Consider the following 24,273-nt stretch of genomic DNA (forward strand, 5'->3'; position numbering starts at 1 on the left):
ACAGATCATCACTTTCATACCGGAGGTTTCTTCCATGAATAAGATCCAGAAAATGATCACCAATCCCATCCTTCCCGGTTTCCATCCCGATCCGTCCATCTGCCGAGCAGGGGAGGATTATTATATCGCTACTTCCACCTTTGAATGGTTCCCTGGTGTACGGATTCACCATTCTCGGGATCTGGTTCATTGGCGACCCATCGCTTCTCCGCTGACTCGTGTAACGCAGTTGAACATGGAGGGCAACATTAATTCCGGAGGCGTATGGGCACCCTGTCTTAGTTACGACAACGGTGTGTTTTACCTGATCTACACCGATGTTAAAAGCCGGGTAGGCGCTTTTAAAGATACCCACAATTACCTTGTGACAGCAACGGATATCGAGGGCCCTTGGTCCGATCCGGTGTATCTGAACAGCAGCGGTTTTGATCCTTCCCTGTTTCATGATGAAGACGGGCGTAAGTGGCTGGTCAATATGATATGGGATCATCGTAAGGGCAAAAATCGGTTTGCAGGCATCGTTCTTCAGGAATATTCCGTCCAGGAACATAAGCTGATCGGACCGGCCGTTAACATATTTAAGGGAACAGAATTAGGCCTGACCGAAGCACCCCACCTGTATAAACACAACGACTATTATTATCTCATTACGGCTGAAGGTGGAACCGGTTATGAGCATGCGGTTACCTCAGCACGTTCCCGTACGTTACAAGGTCCTTATGAGGTCGATCCTGCCAATCCGATCCTCACTTCATACGGCAGACCGGATTTAGCTCTGCAAAAGGCAGGCCACGGTAGTCTGGTCGAAACGCATACCGGCGAATGGTACATGGCTCATCTGGTCGGACGACCCGTTCAGCACAAATATTGCATTCTTGGACGTGAGACCGCACTTCAGCCATGTACGTGGAGTGAGGACGGCTGGCTGAGACTTGCGAGCGGTGACCGATATCCGGAGGTTCAGGTGCCTGCACCGATGAACCAGTCCCATCCGTTTGAGCCGATTGTTGAAATGGATCATTTCGATCACTTTGAGCTTCGGCATGATTGGAATACACTTCGCATTCCACCCGATTCGACTTGGCTCAGCTTGACGGAACGCCCCGGTTACTTACGCTTGCACGGCATGGAGTCGATGAGTTCAACGCACAGGCAAAGCATGATCGCACGGAGACTTCAGGCCTTGGAGTGTGAAGCCGAGACGTGTCTGGAATTTGCGCCGGACCATCCACAGCAAATGGCAGGATTGATTTTGTACTACGATACCCAGGACTATCTCTACTTACGTGTAACTTATCATGAAGAGAAAGAGCACTGCCTGGGGATTATTCAGTCCAAATACGGGGTATACGACGAACTGCTGGAGGATATTCCGCTAGATTCGGTGAGCACGCTCCGTTTAAAGGCTGTGGTGGATCAAGATCGCGCCCGCTTTTATTATTCGTTAAATAGTGATTCATCCTGGAATACAGCAGGCGAGTGGGTTGATATCACACATCTGTCCGATGAATCTCCGGAGTATATCCGGTTTACGGGAACCTATATCGGTCTTTGTGTGCAGGATCTAGGTGGAACCCGAAAACATGCCGATTTTGATTACTTTAAATATAAAGAAACAAAGCATGCAGCTGGTGTATTGGAAAACATGTGACGGTCTTTTTGGAAGGAGCAGAGGACCATGAAATGAAATTGGGTAGTATAGCAGCAGAATAGAGGAATACATGCTCACAGAAGAAATGGATGATGGGATAGTGCGGGGCGGTAAGGCTGCGTGGAATTGTGACGATTCTGCTGGGGCTGGACTTCGAGACACTTCGTACATTAACATAGATGGAGTGAGTCAATGATCGGTACAGTAATGTACCGTTTTTTTTGTGTTTAGAGAGATTGTTTTGAGATAGTACTTGATAGAGGTGATCAAGCATGAGTGATTATTCGAAAGACAAACCGTATACAAGCTCCCGATCTGATATTCAAAATGTTCTGCGTGATTCTCGTCTGCCTGCTTTGATCTGGGGTATTCTGATTTATTTTTCTGCATTGTACTCCCAGCTACCGATGTTGCCCACATGGTTTGAATTTATGATGTTTACAGCTCTCATTCTGGTTCACGTTCTGCTGCATTGGTATGCAGGATACGTTGTCGATCGAAGACCCTGGATTTATTTTGTGACACAAGGATGTATTGTCTGGGGGTGTGCGTTATTCATGCCTAATGCTCATTCTCTCATTTTTGTAAGTCTATTGACGGCTTTGGCCGGTCAGAGTATTGGCGTATACGCTCAACGGATGAAGGTGCTTCTGGTATGTACCTTTTACTGTACCTTGTTTTCTGTCTCCCTGGTTTGGCTCGGGACTACCGAGGATTTGCCATCTACAGTACCATCGCTCTTCTTCATCATGTTTTTCGTAATCGGCTATGCTGCTTTGTTCTATAAACAAGTTCGTGCCAAATTGCGGACCCAGTCGTTTTTACGTGAGTTGGAACGAGCGCACAGGAAAGTTGAGGAGCTAACGATTGCCAATGAACGTCAAAGGATGGCCCGTGATTTACATGATACCTTGGCACAAGGGCTGGCAGGTCTCATCATGCAGCTTGATGCCGTAGATGCGCATTTAGAAAATGATAATAACCACCGTGCCCACGAGATTGTTCAGTTGTCAAAAGCCCAAGCCAAGCGCACGCTTTCAGAAGCGAGAAGCGCAATTGACGACTTGCGTTCGTATTCTGCAGAGGTCATAAATATTTCTAAAGCGGTGAAGGAAGAGGCTGAACATTTCTCACAAATGACAGGGATTCGTATTGTCACTCGGTTATCGATGCCCCATCTGGTGGTGCCGAAGTTGATCTTCGAACATAGCTTACATATCATCCGAGAATGCTTGGCCAATACAGCTAAATATGCTAATGCTACGAATGTAGAAGTCGTGGTTGCTGCGCGGGAAAACGAAATCGAGCTAAGCATAACGGATGACGGAATAGGGTTCGATACCAACCTCATCGAGAAACAATGCGGTAGTTATGGTCTAATTGGCTTATATGAACGAACCCGAATTATGGGCGGGGAGATCGAAATTGAAAGCGGAAAGCAAGGAACCCAAGTTTCTGTTCGCATCCCATTACAACAGGAGGAAACCAACGTATGACAATCAAGATTCTTATCGTGGACGACCATTTCGTCGTTCGGGAGGGACTTAAGCTGATCCTGGAAACCAATCAAAGGTACGAGGTAGTTGCAGAAGCATCTAACGGTATGGAAGCGATTCGATGGGTAGATACTTACAAGCCGGACATTATTCTATTGGATCTAAACATGCCTGAAATGGGTGGCCTTGATACCATGACAGCGCTCAGAGCTAAAGGAATGGATATACCGATCATTATTTTGACTACATATAACGAGGATGAAATGATGATCCGCGGGCTGGCTTTAGGTGCTAAAGGGTATTTGCTAAAGGACACGGGAAGAGAGATGATATTTCGTTCGATTGATGCAGCGATGCGGGGAGAAACGTTGCTACTTCCGGAGATCAGCGAGAAAGTATTTGCTCACAAGACATCAGAAAAGGCGAAAGAATCATCCTCGACGAGGATATCTCTCACAGACAAAGAGCTAATCGTGCTTCAAGCAATTGCCCGTGGCTCTCGAAGTAAAGAAATCGGCTTTGATATGGGCATATCCGAACGGACTGTAAAGACTCATTTAACGAGTATCTACAATAAATTGGGTGTGGATTCGAGACCGCAGGCCGTCGCCGTCGCGGTGGAGCGTGGAATATTGCATTTATAATCTAACATTTCATAGATTTGCCCGATCGTACACTGGGGACTTGCCCTTTTGTACGATTTTTTATTTTTCTCCTCCGTTTATGATAGTTGCATGAATACAAATTGGAGGAAAAATGATGAAAAAAAGACTGACAACGATTCTGGCAACTGTTATCTCACTGACCATGCTATCCGCCTGCAGTAGCACTAGTAGCGGGACTTCCACACAGGAGGAAATTCCGAAACCTGAAAATAGCGTTGCTTCCGCACAGAATGAGTTTCCGAAACCGATGGGAAGTTATACGGTCGGGCGTACACAGATGGACTTCAAGTACACAGCATCAGACCATTCAGAAAGAGAACTGACGGCATTATTTTTCTATCCGTCCGACAGTAATGAGGGCAAGCCGACGGCAGAATATGCATTTCCGGAGTTTCATTCACTGAGGGATAAGCTTTTGGTTAGATTAGGGGGCACAGCGGGTGGTGAGCAGCTTTTTGATTCCAATTTCAAGACGTGGTCTTACGACGATCTGGCCTTGTCTGAAAAGGAAAAACAATATCCGGTTTTATTCTTTGTTCATGGCGCAGGCGCTTACCCACAGCAAGGCACTTTGTTCGCTCAAGACCTGGCAAGTGCTGGCTATATTGTGGTATCCATTGGCCATGCCGAAAGTGGTGTGTACAAACTTAAAGATGGACGAACGGTTGGGTTGTCAGAGAAATTTATGGACGAAGTAACGAAATACGGAATGGAAGCGGCCACCCTAACACCACCTGAAATTGTGACTGAGAAGCTTGAGGAAGAAGAAGCTATTGAAATTGCTCGCAAATTAACTTCGGCGCCTGAAGCAGTCAAGTTTGCAAAATATGCCGTTTTACAGAGCGAGGATATTCGATATGTTGCAGATAACTTGTACAAAATGAATACAGGTGACATGGAATCCATATTTAAAGGCAGATTACAGCTTGATCTCGGTATGGGTGTGTTCGGACATTCTTTTGGAGGAACGACAGCGGCAATTGTTAGCCGTGACGATGACCGATTTGTCGGCGCTGTAAACCTTGACGGTAATATGTTAGGTGCCTTGGATAGCGATTTTAAGAAACCTTTCATGCAGCTTAGCACCGTGCTAGCCTATAACACGAATGCATTTCTCCTTGAATCCAACAGTAAGGACACCTACTTTGCCATTATTGATAATGTAGTCCATGGTGACTTCTCCGATTCCTTGTTTACAACTACGGATAAAAAATCCAGAGGAACCCGAGACGCGATGGAACAGCGCAACATCATCACTTCTTATACAAAGGCGTTCTTTGATAAATATATGTTGAAAAAGGATACGGATATTGACAGCCTTACCTTTGACGGCGTAGAGATGATTAAGAAACCTCAAAAGCCTTAGTATTGATTTGCCTGGAGTTTTCAGAAGGGGTAACGAGAGAAGAGGGCGGACGGATTTAACCGCACGAGATTTAACTCCGAACTCTTGAAACCAAAATGGTAAAAAGACCATACGTTCGTGGAAACGTTAAGGTCTTTTTATCGTTTTGAACAATCGAAGAATTCTTAGCCTATTTGTTCAATACTCACAACCGTTCTAATGGGTGGCGAGGGTTCTAGTTGGTCAAAGCCAGCAGTGATTCTTACTCTTTGCCCTACTTCAAATGTTTCATATGTTTCTCTATCGACCAAATAATACGAAGCTTCCTGGTCTTGTGCTAGTTCTATAAAATCCTCAAGATTTCCATTCTCCAGGTCTTCCTTACTTATATTTTGTAGTACAAGAAATTTGTACTTGTCATTTTCATCTGTTTTAAATACTACAGTGCCATCGAAAACTGGATAATTCTCTTTCTCATCCTTGTTAGAACAGCCCGCAAGTATAATCATACTAATGAATATAAACAATATTATTTTTTTCATAATAACCTCCTTGATTCCCCTTGCTTTTAAGTATACCCTATATAAAAAAAGCAAATTATTACTAAAAGGTAATTCATACGAAAAAAGTATGAAACATGGCATGAGGACCCCTTTAAATAAATAGTTCCTAGAGTAGAAAAAACTAAAAAGAGGTCACGATGATGGATATCCTAAAATGGATTCAAAGCTGGTATTATGAAAACTGTGACGGAGATTGGGAGCATTCATACGGTGTGCGAATTGATACGGTGGATAATCCTGGTTGGTCTGTCGAAATCGATTTGACGGATACCTATTTAGAAGATGCGCCATTTGATTCGATTGAAGAAGAGAGAACTGAAGAAGATTGGTTCTACTGTATCGTGAGAGATGGAGTGTTTCACAGTGCAGGGGGAGCAAAAAATTTAGAAGAGATGCTTAATTGCTTCAAAAATTGGGCTTCAAGTTTGGATAGAAGTTAATAATGCACTTACCATCGGGAGTAATCTAAGGAGAGAACCAGATGTATCTAAAAGGATTCAATTTGGATTTACCGTATATTGTAGATGATGAAAATATTGAATCTATAATGAAAAAACAAAAATGTGAGTACAACGAAGCTACGAAATTAGATTATGCGTTGAATTGGAAATGGAAAAGACGCTCTTTTAGTTTGGAAACTCGCTGTATTACAGCGATGTATGAACGTCTGTTGGGGAAATACAAAACGAAAGATTGTTGGAAAGTCCTAATAGAGTGTGTAGAAAACATTACGGATGAACGTATTGTTAACGTTTCTGGTGTGTGTTCGGTACCGATCCAATTTAGTTTGAATGACTTTAGTGGAAAAAATGAGTTGGAGAAAAAAAAGGCTACGCTTCGCCTGCTAATGGAAGGCATAGAGAAACTTGCTCTAAGTAAAAATTGGGATATTGATCCGTTTAAGGAGATAGCTTTGCAAATAGAGGAGTTAGATTATGTAAATGAATGGACTTGGAAAAAAGACGTGAAGAGCCCTAATAAAAAGTACAATGCTAGAGTCATTTGTCATCATAATGTAGATAGCATGGATATATTCCTATCTATTTTACAACGTGATGATGGTACGCAAGTACATTTAGAGAAGGTCATATCAGAACAACCAGATGAATTTGCCTATGCTGAACATCTAGGTGAACTTACATGGATATCTGATTTTGAAGTTGCTTTAATTAATAAAAGAGGTACTGAAAAATTTTCTGCAACCCTAGAACATTAATTATTTTGCCTCTAGAAAACATTGTCGAATCCTCTATTAAGAAGACTATAACAAAATCTGCAGTAAAAGCAATCAAAAAGGGAACGTCGTCTGCCGCAAAGAAAATGGGATGGTCAGGAAAACAAGTTAGACTTACAGAGTAGCAAATGATGATAAGGTTTCAACTTCATTGCGAGGTGAAATCAAAAGTGATCTAAATATAATATGAGCAAGAAACACAAAAATGTAAGAGTCCTCAGGGGATACCAATGCAGCATAAACGTGGTTACAAGGTAAGAAGAGGTTACGAAAACAGTGTTTAAAATATTCAAAAACTATAAGATGTAATACAGATACGATATCAAATGAAAATGATAAAACATGATTAGGAGGAAATATGAATCAAAAAGAATTGGAATCTGTTATCAATCGCCCTGCAAATATTCGTTATGAATACTTCATCAAAAAAGTAGTAGATACAGAGGAAGTGTGGGGTCTTTATGAGAATGGATGGTCAGTTACTGAAGATGAGAAAGGCAACAAATCACTTCCATTTTGGCCTAAAAAAGAATTCGCGGAGTACTGTGCAACCGATGATTGGGAGATTTATTCAAGTGAACGTATTGATTTGTACGAATTCATAGACGAATTTCTGCCAAACTTAAAGACAGAGGGTTACAAACCATCAATATTCTTTAATAAAGTTGATTCTGCTGTACTAGATGTCGAGATACTAATTGAAGATTTGAAGGCAGAACTCGAAAGATATTAATCTCATTTGGACAAATTTAAGCTACGGACAATACCATTGTGTCATCTCCGATTGGACAATAAATAATTGTGATTTGTGAAATTGGCTATTCAATAAGGATTGCTGTGATGCATATAAGGTAACATATAGTCCCATTAGAAGTCGCTAATATAGCGACTTTTTATGTATGCATCTAATTTAATCAACTTACTCGAGATCATGATTCAAACGTGTTACCGACATAATGAAAAGAGTGAATATGCGTTTTGGTGAGTTCAATCACGTTTTTGATAAATGCCTCGCGTGACTCACGATATCCGCTTAATATCCAATTGTTCAACAGCCCAAAAAAACCGTAGGCGGTATAGTATTTGAAATAGTCCATGTTAACTGGCGAGTTGTTGATCGTCTCAAAGACAAATTGCTCCTGATAGATTTTGAGTATGGTTTGTGGAAAGCCTGTATGTAAACCAGGTAACGTATCATCGTATTGAATCAGTTCGAAGAAGTCACGGTGTTCGTAGATATAATCCACGATTTGAAAAGATTCGGCATCCAGCTTGTTTGTTGAAACCTTTTGACCGTGCCAATAGGGTTTACCTACTGCGCCCCTCAATCCTTCGAGTGTCATACTCAACAACTCTTCGGCGAGAATATATTTATCCTGGTAGTGTAAATAAAACGTGCTGCGATTATAACCCGCCTGATCAACGATGTCTTTGACAGAAACACCATGGAATCCTTTTTTCTTAATGAGCTGAATCAGAGCAGTTTTTAGGTGCTCCTTGGTTCGATTACGATGTTGAGATGTCACAATAAGTTCATTATTCATTCAAGAAAACTCCTATAAATATAGACATAGTTTTATAAAGTGTCTACGAGGTAGACACTTGGTCACATCTTAATGATTGGATTGTTACAATTTTAAGCATAGAATTAGTTTTGTAAACATCATATAGCACTATTTATATAGGCGCTATTCAAAATATTATACTGGGGGATTTATTCATGGGCAAACTTCAAGATAAAGTTGCAGTCATCACAGGAGGAGCATCCGGGATTGGTGCAGCGACAGCTCGCTTATTCGTTTCCGAAGGAGCTAAAGTGGTCTTGGTGGATCTGAATGAAGAAAAAGGCAAGGCGTTTGAGCAGGAACTGAAAGCGCTTAAAGCAGAGGCTCTTTTTATTAAAGCAAACATAACAAGTGAAGAAGAGGTTTCTGAGATTTTCAAACAAACCGTAGAAGCATTTGGTCAAGTCGATATCGTATTCAACAATGCGGGAATTGGACGTGTTCATCCGACGCATGAGCTTGATTATGCCGAATGGCGCAATACGGTCAATGTTGATCTGGACGGCGTATTCTTGGTCGCTCGTGAATCGATCCGCGAAATGCTGAAAATTGGCGGAGGCACAATCGTTAACACGGCGTCCATGTACGGATGGGTTGGTTCGCCTGGTTCAGCAGCCTACAATGCAGCTAAAGGCGGCGTTGTGAATCTGACTCGTTCACTCGCGCTCGAGTATGCTGAGCAGAATATTCGGGTGAACTCCCTTTGCCCAGGCTTTATCGATACACCGATTATCCCGGAAGAGAGCAAGCAAGCACTTTCTGCGGCAACACCGATGAAACGTCTGGGTCAAGCAGAAGAGATGGCCAAAGCCGTTCTGTTCCTAGCTAGTGACGATTCTTCATATATGACAGGAAACAGCTTGATCATAGACGGAGGATACACCGCTCAATAATTGCAGCAATTGTCGAAGCACACAAGAAAGAATATAGTTCCATTAAAAGTCGCTATTCTAGCGGCTTTTTTTATTGTATTGGTATAAGAGCAGTTCCCGAGCCAAGGACATCTAGCAAACAGCGAGTTTAGCTACTCATAATAGATGGCCTCATAAGGAAACTCTAACTTATTCAAACGATATTCTTTGGGAGACATGGACATATATTGACGAAAAACTTTGCCGAAGTAGCTGGGACTCTCAAAGCCGCAATGTTGGCCAATTTGAGAAATCGGAAGTTCCGTTGTGCGGAGTAGCCGGATTGCAACCTCAATGCGTCTGTCTTTGAGATAGGCTAACGGTGATGTTTTCTCGGATTTCTGAAATAACCTGCACAAATAGTGTTTATTGATATCGCAATGGCTGGCTAGAAGATCCAACGTCAATGGAGATGCATAATTCTCTCGAATGAACTTTTTACATTTCTCAATTGTTGTTATGGAAAGGGCACCGATATCCTTCTCCGCATCCCGACTCGTCTGTACCAGGATAAGCAACCACCGATAGACTTGCATGGACAAGCGATACTTGTCCGTAACTTTCTCTTGATGAATCAAATTGATAATTTGCCATAACTCTTGAATCAAGGGAGAGTCCGCGTTTCGTCGAATGACATGTCCCTCATTATCATGCATCATATCCCAAATTCGGTTAGCTTCATCCCCGCGAATGTTGATCCATATAAATTCCCATGGTTCGTTGTTCTCTTGTTTATAGTAATAGCAATGTTCTCCTGCGATTTTGACAAGTAGGGCATGCCCCTTCGGTAAAGGGAGCGTTTGATTGTCAATATCCAGATAACCCTGGCCATTAAGCGTGTATTGAAAAACGACGTGCCCCGGGTCCGGTCTATCATCACTTGGACAACAATATTCCTCGCTAGAAACGATCTGCCATCCAATAGAGTCCAGTGTCATGATTGATGTATCGTCATTACGAAAAGCATAAGAAACCGTATGAACCATCGTTTCATCTCCTTCCTAAAAAAGTCAATTATCTTATATAATACGTCACATTTTTTAGATTGTCTGTCTTTTTTTAGACCTGTAAGATAAATGTAAGCGGTAACATAAAAAGGAGGTGGCTGTAAATTGTGTTCATATGACAACAAGCTGGGCAGGATCGAACTGATGATTCTAAAAATGAATTTTTAGATAAGGAGGAGTTAATCGAATGATCCGAAGAACTGTTTCCATCCAGAAATCGATGTTTGTATCTTTTTTAGCACTCCTTATGGTTATTTCACTGGCTGTTCCTCCGGCACCGATGCGTGCAGAGTCATCATCAAACGGCCTGCCGGGTCGCCAAGCAGAATACCTGAACCGGAGTTTGGTTGCGGTTCTTGTAGACAACGGCGTTTTTTTAAGCTGGAGGTATTTAAACAACGACCCAGATGATATCGCTTTCAATATATATAAAAATGGAACCAAAGTGAACGCATCACCCATAAGCGATGTGACGAACTATGTGGACACCACTGGTTTCGACAGCTCGCAATATCAGATCTCCACCGTTATTGAAGGCAAAGAGCAGATGCAGCCGGAGGTTGTATCAGTCTGGCATAACGATTATCTCCCTATCCCGCTCGATAAACCGGCCGATGGCCGGACTAAGGATGGTGGAACTTACTCCTATTATGCAGGAGATGCTTCCGTAGCTGACTTGGATGGGGATGGCGAATATGAAATTGTTTTCCTGTGGAGTCCGAGCAATTCCAAGGACAATTCGCAGGCCGGTTATACCGGCAATGTCTATATCGATGCTATCAAACTGGACGGCACAAAGCTGTGGAGAATTGACCTGGGAGTCAACATCCGCGCCGGAGCGCATTATACGCAGTTAATGGTGTATGACCTCGATGGCAACGGAAGGGCTGAGGTTGTTGTCAAGACGGCGGACGGCACAAAGGATGGCCAAGGCACAGTCATTGGTGATGGCACGAAGGATTATCGCAACGACGGCGGATACATATTGTCAGGTCCAGAATATCTCACACTGTTTAACGGTGAGACTGGCGCGGCTGTATCCACTGTGAATTATGATCCGCCAAGAGGCAACGTCAACGATTGGGGTGACGGCTATGGCAACCGTGTAGATCGGTTCCTTGGCGCGATTGCTTATCTGGACGGTACGAAGCCAAGTGTCGTGATGAGCCGGGGTTATTATACCCGCACAGTGCTTGTTGCTTATGATTATGTTGGCGGGGAACTCGTCAAACGCTGGACGTTCGACACAAACGAAGCAGGATCACAATATCAATCACAAGGCAACCATAATCTAAGTGTGCTGGATGTCGACAAGGACGGCAAGGACGAAATTATGTTTGGCGCCTTGGCCATTGACGATGACGGCAGCTTGCTGTACAGCACCGGACTCGGACACGGTGATGCTATGCATGCCGGCCAGCTCAATCCGAACCGGGAGGGCTATCAGGTCGTAAGTGTGCATGAGCATTCGGATGCGGCATACGGACTGGAGATGCGCGATGCGGCAACAGGTGAAATCCTTTGGGGTGAGAAAACAGGTTTTGACACCGGTCGCGGGATGTCGGCGGACATTGATCCGAACTATCCGGGTTACGAATCATGGGCCACGACCGTTACCAACGGGCAAAGTGTCCCAGTAACCAATACTTATTCAGCTGCCGGAGAGGCTATCTACACTGTGGACGAAGGGCCCAAAACCGCCAATTTCGCCATCTGGTGGGATGGAGATCTTCAGCGGGAGCTATTGGACCATGAGTGGGATAATAGCACAGCCAAAGGAATTCCGCTCATCTATAAGTGGGATTACCAAAACAAAAAGCTGAATGAAATCTTCCGGGCAACCGGTACGTTAACGAACAACCATACCAAAGGCAATCCGGCACTTCAGGCGGACATTCTGGGCGACTGGCGTGAGGAGCTTCTGCTGCGGAGCGAAGATAGTTCGGAGTATCGTCTCTACACAACGACCATTCCTTCAGACTATCGCATCCCTACGCTGATGCAGGACCCTGTGTATCGACTTGGCGTAGCCTGGCAAAATGTAGCCTACAACCAGCCGCCTCATACCGGCTTTTATCTTGGAGCGGAAGCTACAGCATTCCCTAAAGCCGATCTGGCGCTGACTCGCGAAGCTGAAATGCCGGAGCCGGTCTACCGCTTTAATTTCGGTACAGAGACTGCGTCAGGAAGTACGAACATACAGGATACGCTCTACGCACAAGATCCGGGATACGGCTTCAAGGATACAAGTGGTGTTACGGTAGGGGCAAACCAGGTTTCGGTCGCGGCAGGCACGACATTTGCCGTTGATCTGCCCAATACAAACTATAAGGTGACGCTGCGATTGGGCAATGATGCAAATGACTCGAACGTTGGAGTCAAATCCGAATTCGTCCAGAAGCTCGCCGTAACCAATGTGACAGCAGGAGCACCACTGGAGTATTCCTATGATATTGCTGTGGTGGATGGACAGCTCGATCTTATATTCACGGGTACAGCCATAGACATCCAAGACGTCATCATCGAGAAATATCCAGAGAAAGCGGCTGGTGCGGCAACAACGATCTATATGGCTGGTGATTCAACCATGCAATCTTATAGTGAAGCGCAGGCTCCTCAAGAAGGATGGGGCCAGCAGTTCGGACGTTATTTCTCCAATGGGGCAGTCGTCGTGAACGATGCGATCGGTGGCCGAAGCAGTAAATCCTTTATGGTAGACGGTCGTTTGGATACAATCCTGCAACGAATTAAGCCGGGGGACTTCTTCTTCATTTCCTTTGGTCATAACGACGCTAGTGCAGGGATACCGGACCGGTATGCATCCCCTGAGGATTATAAGATCTACTTAACTCGTTATGTAAACGGTGCCAAACAGCGCGGCGCTACACCCGTATTGCTCACTCCGGTTGGACGCAGAGATTTCAACACGGTGACTCAGGAGTTCAACGTCAGCTTCCCAGCATACGTGCAGGCTGCCAAAGAAGTGGCAGAAGAGCTTGACGTGCCGCTGATTGATCTGAGCAAGTTAAGTATTGCGTACTACGACAAAATTGGTAATACAGCTACGGAAAAAGTATTCCTATACGCTAATCCGGGTGAATATCCGAAATACCCGAATGGAATCAACGATAATACCCATTTCAGCAGCTATGGTGCACAGAAAATTGCCGGACTCGTTGCTGGTGCAGTCAAAGACATGGAGCTGAGTATCTCATCACTGGTCATTGACCCAGATATTACCGAGCCAGAACCAGAGCCAGAAACCCAGCTCTATGAGGAGGATTTTGAAGGCGACGCTGCCAACTACCAGTATGCGATGGTCAATGCTACGGGTATCGCAGGAACCATGGCGGGAACGGTAGTTGAACAGTCCGGAAATAAGGTACTATCCGTCGCGGGTTCCGGATCGGGCAATCGGGCCAAGGTATTCCGTCTGTTTGATGCCGTGAACGGCGATCAGGTGAACGTGAACTTTGACTGGCAATCCGGTAATGTGAGTGCATATCCATCAGAAGGTCACCTCACAATACAGGATTCTAACGAAAATGCCCTTTTCACGCTGTTTACCAAAACCGGAAGCACCAAAATTCATTATTATGTCGGTGCATATAATCCGGACTACGGCGCGGGTGATACAGCCATACCTGAAGGGGGAACGGCTACAGATATTTCCAAGAACCAGTGGGTCAATGTGGATGCTACCGTTAATTTTGCCGAGAAAACACTTGATCTGACATTAACGAACCTAGCGAATCCGACACTTACACAAACGATTCAAGATATCCCACTGAGTTCCGCCGCATATGCGGACAACGTCAGATCCATGCGGTTCCTGGGCACGAGAAAAGGCGGTGGAGGCACGTTGAACTGGACTACCCAGATCGACAACGTGCGAATTGAAGGCACTCAGCTCTCTTCAGAGGGTGGCGATCAGACTGCATTGATCGCTCTGTATGATGAGATCAAAGCACTAGATCTGTCAGATTATACAGATGCGTCGAAGGCCGTGGTGAACCGGGCTTTGGTAGCTGCGGAAGCCATTTTCAATACGGAAGCTACCCAAGCTCAAGTTGACCATACGTTTAACATGTTAACTGTTGCGAAGGATTCTTTGACAAGTGAAGCGAGCGAAGAGATAAACGAATACAAATTTGACTTTGGTTCTGGTGGCGCAGCCGACGGATACATTAAAGTAGATGCCAAAAGAGCATACATCGAAGGCAACGGGTACGGCTTTGCTGATACTGCACTGACCAAAGATGAGAACCGGGAAACCGGAGATTTGCTTAAGGAAGATTTCACACGAGTAAATGGTACCTCTTTCCTGGTGGAAATGGAGCCGGCGAATTACCGGGTAACGATGACCATCGGAGATGCAGAGGAATCAACCAGCGCAAATGTCGTTGTAGAGCAGATGACAAAGCTGCCGCTGACAAGCATTGCCAAGGGCGAATTCAAAGAAATCACGTATGACATTGCCCTGATCGATGGGGTGTTTAACTTCAACTTTACCGGAAATGCACCGAAGATCAATGCGATGAAGCTGGAGCGCCTGCCAGATCACAGTGCAAGCGATAAACCGGTTATTTATCTGGCCAGCGATTCGACTGTGGCCAATTACGCGGAAAACTATCGTCCGCAAGCAGGCTGGGGAGAAACATTGGGTGGATATTTTGATCCAAATGAAGTCAGTATTGATAACCGGGCAGTTGGAGGTTTGAGCAGCAAAACCTTCCTGGTCGGTGGATATCTTAACGATATTTTACTCGACATTCAAGAAGGCGATTATCTGTTCATGCAGTGGTCTCATAACGATTCCACACCTTCACGTCCAGAGCGTTATCTGACACCAGAGCAATTTAAGGTATATCTGAAAGAATACATTAACGGTGCTCTGCAGAGAGGGGCAATTCCAGTTCTGGTCACGCCAGTGAATCGTCGTGATTTTACCGGAGAAGTGCTGAACAAAAGCTTCCCGGAATACGTACAGGCGATGAAAGAAACGGCGCAGGAAACGGAAACGCTTATCATCGATCTGAACCAAGCCAGTTGGGAGCATTTCCAGGAGCTTGGCACTGAAGGAACCAAATCGATATTCATGTGGGTAGGCACAACGGAAGACAATACACATTTGCAAATGAACGGTGCAATCAAGGTTTCTGAACTCGTGGCACGTCTTGTGAAGGAATTGAATACTCCGCTATCTGATTTTGTCACGCTGGAAGGGGAATCTCCGGAACAGAAGGCTCCGCATACTACGGCAACTGTGGAAGGAGAATCGCAGAACGACTGGTATACTTCTCCAGTCCAAGTAACCTTCACAGCAAGCGATGAAGATTCCGATATCGAAGGGACCTATTATCAAATCAATGGTGGCGAAACGGTGAGTGGCACACAGTTGACCCTAACTGAAGAAGGTACACATACCATCACCTACTGGAGCGTCGATGTTGACGGTAACAAAGAGAGTGAACAGTCTTTGTCCATATCCATTGATCTCGTACCTCCAACCATTGAAATTCATGGTCAAACCGAATACACCATTGATCAGCATGTGGAAATTGGCTATACAGCCTCCGATTCGGTATCCGGTGTGGAAGAACCGGAGGGTGTGCTTCTCGACACTCCTGCGTATACACTGGAACCCGGCCTGAACCAGGTTACGGCAACGGTCTCCGATTTGGCTGGCTGGGAACAGACGGTAGAATATCGTTTTGGCGTTATTGCTACATTCGACAGCCTGATCAATCTGACCAACGTCTTTGCAGATGAATCGACTGATCCTAATGCTGGTGTTCTTGCTGATCAGCTCACAAACACGTTGGAGCAGGCCAAACAGGCAGCAAACAATCGTGAAGGAGCAAAAGCGCGTCAATTGCTTGTATCCTACGGTAATGACGTTCAAGCAGCTAGAGGAACCGTATTTACGGATGAGCAGGCAAGTGTGCTGATTAAGTGGGAGGAATGGCTCCATCAGACAACGCCACTTGCAAACGGTGCCCCAGGCACTCCGGTGTTATCTGATAATAATGGTTACGACACGGGGCTCAAAGACGGCGACTACACGATCACGATGAATCTATGGTGGGGTAATAACGGCAATCAGTTCAAACTGTATGAGAACGGTGAATTGATTAAAGAAATTTCTCTGGTCGATCAATCCCCGTCCGCCCAATCTGTTCAAGTTGATATTACTGGAAAGAAAAATGGCACCTATATCTATACTGGAGAATTGATCAATGCACTGGGTTCAACCATGAGTGTTCCACTGACAGTCATCGTCACGGATGCTTCCCCGGGGCAAGCTGTTCTGTCGAACGACAACTGGGACGGTGACGGCAACTATAATGTCACAATGAATCTGTGGTGGGGAACAAACGCAACCGAATACGAACTTTACGAAAATGGTGTATCGATTGACACACAAATGCTGCAATCTCATTCTCCTGGTGCACAGTCTGCGGTTACCTCAATCTCTGGAAGGGTACCTGGAATCTACGAGTATGAAGCTGTACTTCGTAATTCTTCAGGGGAAACCAGATCACACAAATTAAATGTGACGGTACGAGAGTAGACTGAAATGTTCGAGCATTCCATTAACAAGAAGTGATACAACTGAAGTAAGGTACGCATACAAAAGTGCTATTCCTCATCATTTTGAGGAGTAGCACTTTTTATATATGCACAGTATGAAAGCGTTTGACTTATTTGAATATCAATCTATAATGATGAAAGGAAATTGGACTTGGACAGGATACAGACAGCCTGTCCGCTTGAATGTATATTCAGAGCAAGCTTCCATACGCAGGAGGCTTGCTGTTTCATTTTCAGAAGGAGAATAGGTTCCCATGACACTTAAAAAAAGAATATTTTTACTGTTCTTTCTCAGTGCGTTTATCCCCTTTATCAGTATATTTGCGATTTCTTATTATACGATCGACTCCATTTTCGCAAATAAGATCGATGATGGTATCCGTAGCAATTTACAGCAGGTGACATCCTCATTGGAGAATTCCATCACCAATCTGAATCATGTGACGCAACAATTATCTTACAGGGGTACTTTAGGCAAAAGAATGGATGAATTCTTGAATCCGTCCTCCGATATCTTCGAACTGATTGAGGCCAGGGACGAATTAAAAAACGAGTTAAGTGTTGTGACCTTCACCAATCCTAATATCGGATTGACCCTATATTACTTTCAAAAAGAAGGTACTACTCAGTTCGGCAACTTTCCGATTAAGGATCGTTTCTCTCCTGAGTCTCTGCCTGTGCTCTTCCAAACCTATGGCATTAAGTACTATGGCCCCCATATGAGTATGAACCGATTTGATGATCAACTCGTTCTGTCTGCTATGCGCAAAGTGCAACTATCCGAGAGGAACGACGTGTTCATTTACGTAGAATCAGGCTTTCGCCTCACTCAAGATATCTTGGGCTACAATCAATACAACGGCGCATTATCTCATCTCATCCTGGATGGTGAGGGAAACATTGTGTACAGTGAAATACCGGAAGCCATGAAGGTAGGGGAGAATTTCTCCAGCTTAACAGTAGATCCTGCCAAAGACGGGATATCCCGCGGGTATCACTGGTTCAAGGAGGATTCCTCACAGAAATGGAGTGTCGTATCGGTCATTTCGCAGTCTCAATATCAACAGGAGAAAAACCAGTGGTTGCTTCAAATTTTGCTGGTCGCTTTATTTTTCCTCGGCTTTACCGTGTTTCTCGCTTGGCTTCTGTGGAAGATGGTCTACAAACCACTCGGTCTGTTTCATTCGGAGATCAATGGAATGTCCAAGAATCCACAAACAAAAGGGAGCCGAGCTCGCACTCAGATTCCCGAATTTGATTTTCTGTTGGGTGAATTTTCGAATATGCAGCATCAGATTGGTGACCTCTTCAAGGAAGTTCAGCAGAAAGAGAAGATTCGTGCAGACCTGGAAGTGGAAAAGCTACTCTATCAGATCAACCCGCACTTTCTAATGAATACGCTCGATACGGTACACTGGTTGGCCGTCATGAACGGACAAGGGGAGATCGACAAGCTGGTACAATCGTTGAACAAGCTGCTCTATTACAATCTAGGCAAATTAGGGCAAGTATCCACTATGGAAGAGGAGATCGATGCCCTAAGACAGTATCTAATTTTGCAGCAAATTCGCTATGACTTTGAATTTGACGTCCGCATTACTGCAGATGAACAAGTACTTCAAATTCCTGTGCCCCGCTTTATTCTGCAACCGCTGGTTGAAAATTCGTTATATCATGGATTAAGTGACGAAGGTTTTATTCAGATTGAAGTGACATGCACTTCAACGTTGAACATTATGATACAAGATAATGGTGCAGGTATGACTGAGGAAACCATTCATAATCTGCTGAACAATCGTGAAGCTGAACAACAAAAAGTAGGGATGGGCATCGGTCTCAATTATGTTCACCGCATGTTAAAGGCACAGTACGGGGACCAAGCACAACTGGTGATCGAGAGTGAATTGGGAACAGGGACAAGCATACTGCTCGTATTGCCTATTAAAGGAGAAGATATCTCGGCATGATTAAGGTATTGATTGTAGATGATGATAAGCTGGTACGCAAAGGCATTAGCTCTGCGATGCCATGGAACGAGTTCAACATGGAGGTTGTAGGAGAGGCCAGCAACGGGGCGAAAGCGCTGGATTTCCTAAAAACCCAACCAGTCGATCTGATGCTAACGGATCTTGCGATGCCCGTCATGTCAGGGATTGAACTGATGCGAGCTGCGAGGCAGCTCTATCCAGAACTTCATATTGTTGTGTTAACACTGCATCAGGATTTCGATTATATCCAGGAAGCGCTAAGACTCGGAGCCATCGATTATATAGCCAAAGTGCAGCTGGAGAAAGAGCAATTCGAACATGTTCTGCAACGGATTCATACCCGAATTAACGGGTTGACAAGCACGATAAGAAAGATGCCATCGCTGGATGAAATCAATGTCCATTATCGAAATGTGTATGCACTTGTTTCACAGGATCGTAAATCAGAGCAGAAGTGGCCAATGGAGCTAACTGCGCATGAAGATGAGATTAGATGGGAGGTTGAGCGTAATAGCTGCATGTGGGCTGCACCCCCGTCCGAAGAGGATCAACTATTTCATCAATTGAAGGAAGGCCTGCATCACGTTCCCCAGTGTACGTTGTTAGTTTTGTCTGATGTACAAGAGCGAACATGGTCGCAAATCAAAAACTGGATTAGGAATTATACAGAGACGACTTTATTCTATGCGTACAATCCCAATAACCAAGTCATTACCATTTCCATGAATGAAGAAGATACATTTTCAAAAGAACCGCAGGATGAGGACCTTGACCGGATTAAACAAAGTTGGTTCCAAACCCCATGGACCCACCATGACAGTTACTACAATCAACTCATTGATCAGTTTATATCCTTACGATTACATAAAGGTCAGTTGATGGGATTGCTGTACTCAATCGTGATGGAATGGAACCACCTTTTTGCCCAAACTACGCTTGGAAGAATCGCGATGATCCATTCTTTCGAGTCTTGGTACGAGGTTGAAGAATGGATCAAACAGACTGCTGCAAGCATTCGCAAGGCTGATGAACAGACTTCGTACTCACAGGAAATCATCGATGCCGTGAAAAAAGCAGTGATGATCGTGCAGCAGGATTTGGAACAGGCCTATACAGCTTCAGGTCTCTCCCAACAACTCAATATCAGCCGAAGTTACTTCAGTCAATGTTTCAAAGATCTGATGGGGAAAACCTTTAATGAGTACTCCCGCTTCATCCGGGTAGAGAAATCCAAAGAGTACTTGCTCAATACGAATAATACGATTTTCTGGATTGCGGAGCGAGTGGGTTATACGGATGAAAAATATTTCAGCCGGATTTTCCGCGAACTGACAGGTCTTCTGCCAAGCGAATATCGGCAGCTAGGTAGAGGAAATAAATAGCCGACAGCTTCCTGTTTTAGGAGCTGCCGGCTTTTGTTTTGATCGAGAAGAGGGGTAGATAGACAAATGTTAGTCAGTAGGTAGGGTAAATGATCACAAGTTAACCATACTTCATCATACGGACTGAAAACTGTAACCATTTCTCTATCCAAACGGACGTGTAATCCCTATCTCGATTGGCCTTCACTTCATTTTATAATGAAAGCGCAAACAAATATATTGAACATCAGAATAAAGGGGAATCGAACTAGATGAGAACAAAATGGTCTATGAAAAGCAAACGGGTGACAAAGCGTCTGGCCGTGCTGTCCATGTCCGCCTTGATGGTTGCAGCCCTAGCGGCATGCGGAGGCACTTCCAATCCTCCTACTGCAGAGGAAGCAGGCAAATATGAGGTAACGCCTGGAGATCCGTTCAGTGCCTATAAAGACGAAATTACCGTAACCATGGGACGGGTAACCACAGCCAACCCAAAACTGCCGACTGGTGATACCTATGAGAACAACGCATATACTCGGCTGGTCAAAGACACGTTTAACGCTCAGATTACAGATCAATTTGAAGCCAATGGTGAAGATTATAGTCGTCAAGTATCGCTTGCCATCGCATCCGGGGAATTGCCTGACATGATGCGTGTTGATTCCAAAGATGAACTGAAAGAGCTGGTGGATAACGACCTGATTGAGGATCTGACATCCATTTACGATCAATATGCCACGGATAATATCAAGCAAATGTACGATTCCTACGACGGCCGAGCATTAGACAATGCAACGATTGATGGACGTTTGATGGGACTTCCGGCGACTTCCCTGGATTCCGCACCAACGATGGTTTGGGTCCGTCAAGATTGGCTGGATCTGCTGGGGATTCAACTTGATGCAGATGGAGACGGCGCCATTTCGCTGAATGAGGTGGAGCAAACAGCACTGGAATTCCTGAAAAGAGATCCTGGTCAATCCGGGAACCCGGTAGGTATTCCATTTGTGAACACGATGAATACAACAGATTATAATGGCTCTGCTTATACGATGCTGGGTGTGGCCTCAACCGAGGGAGCCTTCCCGCAATATTGGATGAATGGTGAAGACGGCAAAATCGTGTATGGTTCCACAACAGAAGAAACGAAGAAAATGCTGGGTACCATGGCGGATTGGTTCAAGAATGGTATTATCGACCCGCAATTCGGAACCCGCACGTTTGATGATATTACCGCACTCTACGCCAATGGCCAAAGCGGTATTGCCTTTGGACCGTGGCATATCCCTGACTGGGGACTGATCAGTGCAAAACAGATGGATAAAAATGCGAAATTCTCGGCTTATACGCTGGAAGATGCAGACGGCAAGGTCAACGTGGCGCATGCCAATCCATCCAATCAGTTTATCGTGGTGAGAAAGGGTTATGAACACCCTGAACTGGCCGTTAAGATTGTAAACCTGTTCTACGATAAACTGGCCAATGATAAAGATGCCGCAACAACCATGCCGGAAGCTGCCAAATATCAGGAGACCGGGGTAGACGGATCTACGAGACCTTTTAATATCGAAGTCAACTCGGCTACATCGCTGCTGGATGATTACTCTGATGTTGTTCGAGGAATCAAAGGAGAGATTTCCCTGGATGAGGTTCGCACTACCGAATCGAAGAACAATATCGGAAGCATCAAAACCTATTTGAGCGACATGGATACGGATGATGTGACTGCTTGGTCAAAATATCATTCGCGGATCAACGGAGTGGGACTAATCGACAAACTGACACAAGAAAGCAAATTTGTATGGATGACACCTGCTTTCTCTGGCACTACACCAAGCATGAAACAGACGTGGGCCAATCTGACGAAGTTGGAACAGGAATCGTTTATCAAAATCATAACGGGTTCAGAATCGCTCGATTACTTCGATACATTCGTGAGCAACTGGAAGAAACAGGGTGGTGATCAAGTCATTCAGGAAATTGAAGACGAGATCGCATCGAAACAATAATATCCATGAAAAGTGGAAGGGCTGCGATACGCAGCCTTTCTTCAACGAAAGGGGTTCATCCATGAAACAGGGGAATTTGAAAGCGCGAGGGCGGCTCGGCCCAGGTGCCATGTACCATATGATGATGATTCCGGGCATTTTATTTTTGCTTGTATTCAGCTATGTTCCAATGGTCGGTATCATTACAGCGTTTCAGGATTATATACCGGCCAAGGGCATGTTCGGCTCTGAATTTGTAGGCTTGAAGCATTTTATGTATATGTTCAAGCTGCCGGATATCGCGCAGGTCGTCAGCAATACGTTGGTGATTGCGATTGGCAAGATTCTGCTCGGAACGATGATGGCCATCATTTTTTCCGTTTTATTAAATGAAATTCGTATCAAATACGTTAAAAAATCCGTGCAGACGATTGTTTATCTGCCACACTTTCTATCCTGGGTTGTTCTGGCATCCGTCGTTGTCAACATGTTCAGTCTGGATGGTATTGTGAATCAAATGTTGGCATTTTTTGGCCTCGAAAATATTAATTTCCTTGGCAGTAACACCTGGTTCCAGCCACTGATTATAGGAACTGATGTATGGAAAGAATTTGGTTACAGTTCCATCGTCTATCTGGCTGCCATTACGTCCATTGATCCCGGTCTGTATGAAGCGGCAGGAATGGATGGAGCCAGTTGGTGGAGAAAAGTATGGCATATTACATTGCCAGGCATGCTGCCTATTATTCTGCTCATGGGCGTAATGAGCTTGACCAACATTCTGAGCGCCGGTTTCGATCAAGTCTATAATCTGTATAACCCGGTTGTCTATGAGTCAGGCGACATTCTGGATACTTATGTCTATCGGATCGGTCTTGTTGGGCGACAGTATAGCTTCGGTACAGCTGTTGGTTTGTTCAAGTCCGTAATCGGCATTGTTTTGCTCTTGTCTGCCAACCAGTTAGCCAAAAAATATACGGATCGAAAAATATTCTAAGGAGGCCAAACCTGTGTCCTATTCTGCAAACTTCAAAGATCGAATTGGCCGGTTTGTCATCTATGCCATCGTCATCGTGCTGGCATTGGTCTGCCTTCTTCCGTTATGGAATATCGTCGCCATTTCATTCAGCAGCAGCGAGGCGGTATCCGCAAATGCAGTAGGTCTCGTTCCGGTCAATTTTACAACAGCGGCTTATACCAAAATTATTGATGATGCACAGTTCTGGCGTTCCTTTGGCATATCTGTTCTACGTGTCGCGCTTACTCTTGTGCTTAACATGATTTTGATTATTTTAATGGCTTATCCGCTATCCAAATCGAAGAGGGATTTCAAAGGCAGAAACATTTATATGAATATCATGATTTTTGCCATGTTGTTTAGCGGAGGCATGATTCCGAGTTACCTGCTGATCAAAAACCTGGACATGCTGAATACGATATGGGCACTCGTTCTGCCAGGCGCTGTCCCCATATTCAGTGTCATTCTCGTGATGAATTTCTTCTCCGCTGTACCTAAGGCGCTTGAAGAAGCAGCATTCATCGATGGAGCAAATCCCATTCAGGTCTTGTTCAAAGTGTATGTCCCTGTGTCCATTCCTGCGCTGGCGACAGTCGCCTTGTTCAGTATCGTGGGTACATGGAATGACTTCTTCAGTGGTTTGATCTATATGACCAAAGTTAGCAATTACCCGCTAATGACCTATATTCAGTCCCTTAACGTGAATATTGCCGATTTGCTTCAAGCTGGCACCAATTCCAGTGAACTCAGCAACCTGACTGAAATTTCGAACAAAAACCTGAACGCAGCCAAAATCGTAGTTGCTGTTATCCCGCTATTGCTGATTTATCCCTTGCTGCAAAAATACTTTGTGACTGGCATTGTCGTAGGATCGGTCAAAGAATAGC

At 44.6% G+C, this 24,273-nt stretch carries 17 protein-coding genes; 14 read left to right on the forward strand and 3 right to left on the reverse strand.

From position 1 onward, the window contains the following. The first annotated feature begins 34 nt into the window (after window positions 1–34). From NST38_RS16020 to NST38_RS16035, 4 genes are all read left to right on the forward strand, one after another. Window positions 35–1,651: a glycoside hydrolase family 43 protein gene (locus NST38_RS16020; RefSeq protein WP_083684768.1), complete on the forward strand. Its 1,617-nt coding sequence runs from the start codon at window positions 35–37 to the stop codon at window positions 1,649–1,651. Between the two features lie 272 nt (window positions 1,652–1,923). Continuing rightward, window positions 1,924–3,147 carry a sensor histidine kinase gene (locus NST38_RS16025; RefSeq protein ID WP_076253162.1) on the forward strand — a complete coding sequence of 408 codons (1,224 nt, stop codon included), beginning with the start codon at window positions 1,924–1,926 and terminating at the stop codon, window positions 3,145–3,147. Continuing rightward, window positions 3,144–3,791: a response regulator gene (locus NST38_RS16030; RefSeq protein WP_076253163.1), complete on the forward strand. Its 648-nt coding sequence runs from the start codon at window positions 3,144–3,146 to the stop codon at window positions 3,789–3,791. Before NST38_RS16025 ends, NST38_RS16030 begins: the two co-directional genes overlap by 4 nt. A 115-nt stretch (window positions 3,792–3,906) precedes the next feature. Continuing rightward, a complete protein-coding gene (locus NST38_RS16035; RefSeq protein WP_257467834.1) occupies window positions 3,907–5,178 on the forward strand; it encodes an alpha/beta hydrolase in 1,272 nt (423 codons plus the stop codon). Between the two features lie 164 nt (window positions 5,179–5,342). On the opposite strand, the gene NST38_RS16040 is transcribed toward NST38_RS16035, so the two are convergent. After that, window positions 5,343–5,699, reverse strand: a complete 357-nt coding sequence (locus NST38_RS16040; protein ID WP_076253164.1) for a DUF3221 domain-containing protein — start codon at window positions 5,697–5,699, stop codon at window positions 5,343–5,345. A 161-nt stretch (window positions 5,700–5,860) separates the two neighbouring features. Here NST38_RS16040 and NST38_RS16045 point away from each other — a divergent pair, with 161 nt between their 5' ends. From NST38_RS16045 to NST38_RS16055, 3 genes are all read left to right on the forward strand, one after another. Further along, entirely contained in the window at window positions 5,861–6,160 is a 300-nt protein-coding gene (locus NST38_RS16045; RefSeq protein ID WP_076253165.1) for an immunity 53 family protein, read from the forward strand. Between the two features lie 41 nt (window positions 6,161–6,201). Then, window positions 6,202–6,936, forward strand: a complete 735-nt coding sequence (locus NST38_RS16050) for a hypothetical protein (protein WP_076253166.1) — start codon at window positions 6,202–6,204, stop codon at window positions 6,934–6,936. Window positions 6,937–7,312: 376 nt separating this feature from the next. Continuing rightward, window positions 7,313–7,687 (forward strand): DUF2750 domain-containing protein, encoded by a 375-nt coding sequence (locus tag NST38_RS16055; RefSeq protein ID WP_076253167.1) that lies wholly within the window; start codon window positions 7,313–7,315, stop codon window positions 7,685–7,687. Between the two features lie 196 nt (window positions 7,688–7,883). On the opposite strand, the gene NST38_RS16060 is transcribed toward NST38_RS16055, so the two are convergent. Then, on the reverse strand, window positions 7,884–8,498 hold the full coding sequence (locus NST38_RS16060; RefSeq protein WP_076253168.1) for a TetR/AcrR family transcriptional regulator: 615 nt from the start codon (window positions 8,496–8,498) through the stop codon (window positions 7,884–7,886). A gap of 176 nt (window positions 8,499–8,674) precedes the next feature. On the opposite strand from NST38_RS16060, the gene NST38_RS16065 reads away from it, so the two are divergent. Continuing rightward, on the forward strand, window positions 8,675–9,412 hold the full coding sequence (locus NST38_RS16065; protein ID WP_076210575.1) for an SDR family NAD(P)-dependent oxidoreductase: 738 nt from the start codon (window positions 8,675–8,677) through the stop codon (window positions 9,410–9,412). Window positions 9,413–9,543: 131 nt separating this feature from the next. On the opposite strand, the gene NST38_RS16070 is transcribed toward NST38_RS16065, so the two are convergent. Beyond that, window positions 9,544–10,416 carry an AraC family transcriptional regulator gene (locus NST38_RS16070; RefSeq protein ID WP_076253169.1) on the reverse strand — a complete coding sequence of 291 codons (873 nt, stop codon included), beginning with the start codon at window positions 10,414–10,416 and terminating at the stop codon, window positions 9,544–9,546. Window positions 10,417–10,624: 208 nt separating this feature from the next. On the opposite strand from NST38_RS16070, the gene NST38_RS16075 reads away from it, so the two are divergent. The 6 genes from NST38_RS16075 (at window position 10,625) to NST38_RS16100 (ending at window position 24,272) form a co-directional block, all read left to right on the forward strand. Next, window positions 10,625–17,011: a rhamnogalacturonan lyase family protein gene (locus NST38_RS16075; protein WP_076253170.1), complete on the forward strand. Its 6,387-nt coding sequence runs from the start codon at window positions 10,625–10,627 to the stop codon at window positions 17,009–17,011. A 274-nt stretch (window positions 17,012–17,285) separates the two neighbouring features. After that, complete coding sequence (locus tag NST38_RS16080; RefSeq protein WP_076253171.1) at window positions 17,286–18,998, forward strand: sensor histidine kinase; 1,713 nt, start codon at window positions 17,286–17,288, stop codon at window positions 18,996–18,998. Further along, entirely contained in the window at window positions 18,995–20,401 is a 1,407-nt protein-coding gene (locus NST38_RS16085; protein ID WP_076253172.1) for a response regulator transcription factor, read from the forward strand. The genes NST38_RS16080 and NST38_RS16085 overlap by 4 nt, the downstream gene beginning before the upstream one ends. A gap of 251 nt (window positions 20,402–20,652) precedes the next feature. Then, window positions 20,653–22,389 (forward strand): extracellular solute-binding protein, encoded by a 1,737-nt coding sequence (locus NST38_RS16090; RefSeq protein ID WP_076253173.1) that lies wholly within the window; start codon window positions 20,653–20,655, stop codon window positions 22,387–22,389. 61 nt (window positions 22,390–22,450) lie between these two features. Next, window positions 22,451–23,365: an ABC transporter permease gene (locus NST38_RS16095; RefSeq protein WP_076253174.1), complete on the forward strand. Its 915-nt coding sequence runs from the start codon at window positions 22,451–22,453 to the stop codon at window positions 23,363–23,365. Window positions 23,366–23,378: 13 nt separating this feature from the next. After that, complete coding sequence (locus NST38_RS16100) at window positions 23,379–24,272, forward strand: carbohydrate ABC transporter permease (RefSeq protein WP_076253175.1); 894 nt, start codon at window positions 23,379–23,381, stop codon at window positions 24,270–24,272. The last annotated feature ends 1 nt before the right edge of the window (window position 24,273 follow it).

Origin of the sequence: Paenibacillus sp. FSL H8-0104 (genome assembly GCF_038050215.1) — a bacterium.
Lineage (GTDB): Bacteria > Bacillota > Bacilli > Paenibacillales > Paenibacillaceae > Paenibacillus > Paenibacillus amylolyticus.